Source organism: Paraburkholderia sp. BL21I4N1 (genome assembly GCF_002973525.1).
Taxonomy (GTDB): domain Bacteria; phylum Pseudomonadota; class Gammaproteobacteria; order Burkholderiales; family Burkholderiaceae; genus Paraburkholderia.
Window position 1 is genome coordinate 1 of record NZ_PVEN01000044.1, and the last position, 5439, is coordinate 5439.

Genomic DNA, 5439 nt, shown 5'->3' on the forward strand with positions numbered 1-5439 from the left:
GTACGCATCGTATACCGGCCTCACGGCGTCGAGATTCGCAGAACCATCATCAACCACATAGACCCGCAGTTTTCCGGCGTAGTCCTGGTTTGCAACGGACTCCAGGCACGCCGAGAGCGTGCTCGGTTGCTCGTTAAAGCACGGCACGATGACGTCCACGTCCGGCAGAAAGTTGGAGTCGGCGACATTGGGCGAGTTCGGCGGACCACTCGTCGGTAGGCCATGGAGGGCCTGTACGCTTTTGTAAACAGTCGAGAGTAGTGCATACAACAAAACCGGGGCAGTGCTGATTGTGGCAATGGCATTCATAGATGTCGGTTTGTTCAGTGTGGTTGGGGTAGCGAACTGATTACAAATCCGCAGTCATGCAGTGCTTGAATCAGGCGGGAAAGCGCCATGAGGGTCTGGGCGCGCAGCCCAGCATGACAGCACCCTCCTGACTCGCTGGGAGGACATCCGTCGTGCAAGAGCACAATTGCGCCAGGCCGGGCAGAGGCCAGCACTGCGCTGACAATCGCGTCGACGCCGGGGCAAGACCAGTCACACGGGTCGACCGACCAGTCAAGAGCCGCCAGCCCCGCCTTTGCCGCTGCAACGACCACTTCGTCCGTCCATATTCCGTAAGGGGCACGCATATGCCGAACTGTGGCCTGGGGACACGCCATCGGGATGATCCTGTTCGCGTCCAATATTTTGCGTCGTACTTCATCAGGTTCGCATCTGGACAAATCCGGATGAGTCATCGTGTGATTGGCAATCTCGTGTCCCTCGGCGATCATTCGCTGGATCAGCTTCGGCTGGTCCTCTACGTACGCGCCGATGACGCAGAACGTTGCTGGCACCCGGTGTTCTGCCAGCACATCAAGGACGTCCGGTGCGCAAAGTAGGACCGCCGTCAAACGTCAAGTAGACGTCGCGACCGTCGCACTCGTCGCGCGCCTCGGATACGCAATCGAGGACCTTCACAGCTCTGGCCCGTTTCGTTCAATTATCAAGCCAGTAGGCCGCTCCACGGTCGATCGTCCCATCCGGAAGGCCGCGACGGGCACGGTTTCGGTAAGCTTGGATGACGTGTCGAGAGATACATCAAAAAGTGTGGACATCATAGAGACGTGCCTAAATCGGTCGTACTACTTAGTTTATAAATATGAGGTATCCGATCAATCAACTTCGATTTCCATTTCCACAACGACGGGTTTCACTGTGCAACACAAAAATCGATTTGTAAAATCGATTGTTTTTATGCCTTTCATCTATAACGTGGATACGTTGAGAAATGCGTTTTACCGTAAGTGTTCACGAGAAATTGACTTGGAATTTGAAGCCATAGCCAGATAGCAATTCGGCGAGTTCGGCGTCGATGGTTTCCTTCGTCCAGATGACGAAGCGGCGCCAGTGAGATATTTCATGTGTTTCCAGACGATCTCGATAAGGTTTAGTTCGGGGCTGTATGGCGGAAGATAGAAGAGCAGTGCTTAATGTTCGAGGAACCAGCGATCAAGCGTGTCCTGATCGTGTTCGTCGTGCTGCCGCACCGAAAGCGCGCCCAGCATGATAGGTCCCATAAATCTTGACATGAAGCAAAACAGGAGAGCGTAGTGCCGGAAACCGGCCGCTGCGTTCGACGTGGCGGGAGCTGGAAACGTGACCATGGTTGCCGGATTGCGGGCCATCGCGAAAGCGGTGGAATCACCACCGGCGCCTGCCGGTGCGCGCGCCAGTTCTCGACCTTACTGAACGGCGGACGGAGGCCAGCTGGCGAGCGCGCCTCCTCCGACCCGACAGTATGAGAGCGATCATATCGATTTCTAACGGGTTTTTTCCTTGTGGCACGATACATGCGAGGCTATCCGCGAAAGTGTCACTGACTGAGGAGAAACCCTATGTCGTCCGTAAAACTGATCTCAAATTACGCAATAGTCAAGCTCCCCGTGAGTCAACTCCGACCGAGTGAGGAGATCAACGTCGCGCGTGCTCGGACGCTGGCCAAAATGATCGCCGAAGACAGACGGTGGACCCAGCCCGTTTTAGTCGAGCACCGCCATTTTGTTATCATGGATGGTCACCATCGCCATTTTTGCGCCAAGGCGCTGGGCCTCTCGTTTGTTCCCTCCGTACTGCTTTCCTACGATGATCCAAACCTGCATGTGACCTACTGGTCCGACTCCGCGCCTGTTGTCGCGGACCAGATCATCCAGGCGGGCCTTTCCGGCGACCTGATGAGCTTTAAGACCACCAGACACAGGTTAAAGGTCACGCTGCCAAGCTGCTCAGTCGATCTCGATGACCTGAGATGAGGGACTGCGGACGATCCGGGAACACTTTGTCAATGAGCCGGAGCCTCTATTGAGCGATTGGATGTGAGATTTGCTCAACAGTCGATCCGAACTCACGGCTCGGGTCGCCGTTGCATGTCGTACATCCAGCCCAAGCCAACAAAAATTAACTCCAATGGCGGAACGAATTGCGCATCGTATATAGCGATCGTCAGATCCAGTTCGCCGAGGCCTGCAGGTCCGGTTCGCTCCTGCACGCATTCGCGGTGGCTGGCACCGGGGCTAACGTTTCTTCGCTACACGAAATTACTTCGGCGTTCATGAACCTAGACATAATGGTCGCTGCTGATTGAACACCGCAGGGGCCCGTCTCGGGTATCGTGGGTTGCGCACCGAAGTGTGCCGAGCCACATACGCCTGGGTGGGCCAGGCGCAGAACTTCAGGAGACGGACCATGGAGAAGGTGATCAAGTTTTTTGTCGGTCTGGACGTGCACAAGGACAGCATCTCAATTGCCATATGCGAACCCGGTCGGGAACCTGCGCGGTTTGCCGGCACCATCCGGCATGACGTGCCGACGCTGCTCAAGGTTTTGCGCAAGTACGGCGAAGCCGCACAGGTCAGCGTAGTGTACGAGGCAGGGCCAACCGGTTATGGCCTGTATCGCGAGCTCGCCGCTCATGGCTACCAATGCCAAGCGATCGCCCTCTCGCTGACGCCACACCGCGGCGGGGACCGGATCAAGAACGACCGTCGCGAGTGCCTGCGCCTGGCCGAACTGTCGCGAGCCGGTGAGCTCAAGGCATCTGGATACCGGATGCCGCGCACGAAGCACTGCGCAACCTGTGGCGTGCCCGCGAAGATCCGCGAACATGCGACTTAAGGCCCGTCAGCAACTCAAGGCATTCCTGCTGCGCCAGGGACGCGTCTACCCGGGCAAGACAGCGTGGAGCCGCATGCATTTGCGCTGGCTCGCCGATCAACGGTTTGAGCAAAGCGCCGATCAACTCGCGTTTGCCGAATACCGGCATGCCGTCGAGGACACCCACGCTCGCGTGGAGCGACTGAACGGTGCACTGGAGCACAGCGCACTACCTGAACAGGTCGCATCGGTAGTAGCTGCACTACGCGCCCTGCGCGGCATCGATACGGTCAGTGCCATCGGACTCGTAGCCGAGATCGGTGATATCGGGCGTTTTGCCACTGCCCGCCAGCTCATGGGCTACCTTGGGCTGGTCCCCTCGGAGCATTCCAGCGGTGGCACTGTGCGACGCGGTGCGATTACCAAGACCGGCAACGCGCACGCCCGTCGCCTGCTTACCGAATCGGCGTGGAACTACCGGTTCGCACCGCGCGTGAGCCGTTTCGCGAGAAGCCATAGTCCGTCATCGGTTGCCCAAGGAATTTTTACGAGATCACCGCGACGCCCCCAAAAAATGGACATGTCACCGCGAGCGGATTCTCTTCGAGTGCCGCTTGCACCTTCGCGGCAAGAGCCGGGAAACCACTACGCATGTCAGTTACGCTCGCCGCGATCCACACGCGCGCAAAGTTCGGACGCGCATGACGGATGATCCGGAAGCTTGTCGGTATGCATGCAATCAGTTCGGCGACGTCTTTGGCCAGCGACTTCAAGTTCTCGCCGAAACTCGATCGGGTGGTTGGGGGTACGTTTGCGTGTCCGTCTCGCTGCCGTCGCTACCTTAGGTGACACAGTAGTCCCCACCACTAGCTTGGTGTGGTCTACTGTGTCCACTTTGCTGCCATCGGGTTAGGCGGTGCTCGCGCAACGCTTAAGTTGCGGCCCATCTTGTCAACAAAAGTCATACGCGCAGCGCTGCAATACGCGCGCTACGCGCGCTACGCGAGTTCCGACGCAGGACCGAGTCATCAACGTGGGGGTGAGGCCGTGCCCGGTACTGCAGGGGCTATTCGACCTGTCAAGAACGAAAGGTCGCCGGAAATGGGCTTTTCTCCAAAACGTTTCGCAACCCAGGCGTCGGAATAGATAGTGTCAAGGTATCGCTCCCCCAAATCAGGCGATATAGCAACGACGACGTCTTTATGGAAAATGCGATCTCTCCATGAATGGATTCCGGCGAGCACGCTTCCCGTCGATCCACCAAGAAGGAGTCCGTGGCTGCGAGCAAGCCACCGGCACATAGTGACCGCATCGGCCTCATTGACGCGGTCCATGGCGTCAAGGCCTTCGGGATCGAATATTTCCGGTCGGCGGCTTGTTCCCAATCCCGGGATGTAGCGTGTTGACGGCGGGAAGCCGAACGTGACTGACCCAACACTATCGATGGCAACAATTTTTGTCTCGGGACGGTATCGTCGAAAAAACAATTTGCAGCCCATCAGCGTGCCAGTGGTGCCAGCACCGATAAAGAGATAATCAATGTCGCTAAATTTTTCGCTAATGGACTTGGCGGTGGAATCGTAGTGGGCAGCCGGATTGGCCGGATTGGCGTATTGGTTAAGCCAGACGGTGTTACTGTCGTCGGCGACTCTTTGCCGAATGTATTGAATGCGGGTACCTAAAAAGCCGCCATTTTCGTCGCGCTGATGTACGACGACGAGCTCAGCTCCCATTGCCTCAATCGTCTTCCGGTTCTGCTCGGAAGTATTGGGGTCGATCACGCAGGTGAATCGATACCCCCGTTCGGCACAAACCATGGCCAGGGCCACCCCTAGACTTCCCGAAGACGATTCAATCAGGCTTGTATTTGGACCTATACGTTCCTCGCGCTCCAGCGCGTCAATCATTCCGACTGCGGCCTTGAGTTTCACCGATCCCGCAAGATTTAGTGCTTCAATTTTCACATATACAATAGCAGGACAAAGACCTTGAATTTCAACGAACGCGTGATCGTTGTTGATTGTACTGACGTTACGGGTTTTCATTGTGTTCTCTCTCAGGTGGACTTCTTGATGCGGAGCATCGGCGAGTGGGGCAGGTATCCGCGCAGCCGGTGGGGAAATGCCAATGATAAAAACGCTGCGTAGAATTGAGCGAAAGACTTTGCCTCCGGCGGGTACAGCGGACGAGAAGCGCGGGCATGCCTGGAGCCGATACACCCCAATACCGGATAGCCGCCTTCGCGCGCGGTCCGCTCATGAAACGCCAGCCCCAGTTCGCGCTCGCTGATGCCGGGCTTGG

General features: G+C 57.1%; 7 protein-coding genes and 1 pseudogene. 2 read left to right on the forward strand and 6 right to left on the reverse strand.

The window, feature by feature from the left end; all coding sequences use genetic code 11:
- The 4 genes from B0G83_RS37715 to B0G83_RS39695 form a co-directional block, all read right to left on the reverse strand.
- On the reverse strand, positions 1-309 hold a 309-nt coding region (locus B0G83_RS37715), incomplete at its 3' end, for a glycosyltransferase family 2 protein (protein ID WP_146120370.1).
- Positions 310-323: 14 nt separating this feature from the next.
- Complete coding sequence (nodB, locus tag B0G83_RS37720; protein WP_308701563.1) at positions 324-860, reverse strand: chitooligosaccharide deacetylase NodB; 537 nt, start codon at positions 858-860, stop codon at positions 324-326.
- 102 nt (positions 861-962) lie between these two features.
- A complete protein-coding gene (locus B0G83_RS39690; protein ID WP_105512330.1) occupies positions 963-1106 on the reverse strand; it encodes a hypothetical protein in 144 nt (47 codons plus the stop codon).
- Positions 1107-1283: 177 nt separating this feature from the next.
- Positions 1284-1472, reverse strand: a complete 189-nt coding sequence (locus B0G83_RS39695; RefSeq protein ID WP_105512331.1) for a transposase — start codon at positions 1470-1472, stop codon at positions 1284-1286.
- A 411-nt stretch (positions 1473-1883) separates the two neighbouring features.
- On the opposite strand from B0G83_RS39695, the gene B0G83_RS37735 reads away from it, so the two are divergent.
- The gene (locus B0G83_RS37735) at positions 1884-2297 is read left to right on the forward strand and encodes a ParB N-terminal domain-containing protein (protein ID WP_105512332.1); all 414 of its coding nucleotides are present in this window, start codon (positions 1884-1886) and stop codon (positions 2295-2297) included.
- 433 nt (positions 2298-2730) lie between these two features.
- A pseudogene (locus tag B0G83_RS37740) lies at positions 2731-3694 on the forward strand (IS110 family transposase); the annotation flags it as partial.
- A 472-nt stretch (positions 3695-4166) separates the two neighbouring features.
- On the opposite strand, the gene sbnA reads toward B0G83_RS37740, so the two are convergent.
- Both sbnA and B0G83_RS38860 read right to left on the reverse strand, forming a co-directional pair.
- Complete coding sequence (gene sbnA / locus B0G83_RS37750) at positions 4167-5183, reverse strand: 2,3-diaminopropionate biosynthesis protein SbnA (protein ID WP_105512333.1); 1017 nt, start codon at positions 5181-5183, stop codon at positions 4167-4169.
- A gap of 11 nt (positions 5184-5194) precedes the next feature.
- Positions 5195-5439 (reverse strand): hypothetical protein (locus tag B0G83_RS38860; RefSeq protein WP_219849073.1); only part of this gene is annotated, 245 nt, incomplete at its 5' end.

Coding starts and splice junctions, on each gene's coding strand:
- B0G83_RS37735 (WP_105512332.1), top strand. CDS start 1,884: ATGTCGTCCGTAAAACTGATCTCAAATTACGCAATAGTCAAGCTCCCC.
- sbnA (WP_105512333.1), bottom strand. CDS start 5,183: ATGAAAACCCGTAACGTCAGTACAATCAACAACGATCACGCGTTCGTT.
- B0G83_RS39690 (WP_105512330.1), bottom strand. CDS start 1,106: ATGATGTCCACACTTTTTGATGTATCTCTCGACACGTCATCCAAGCTT.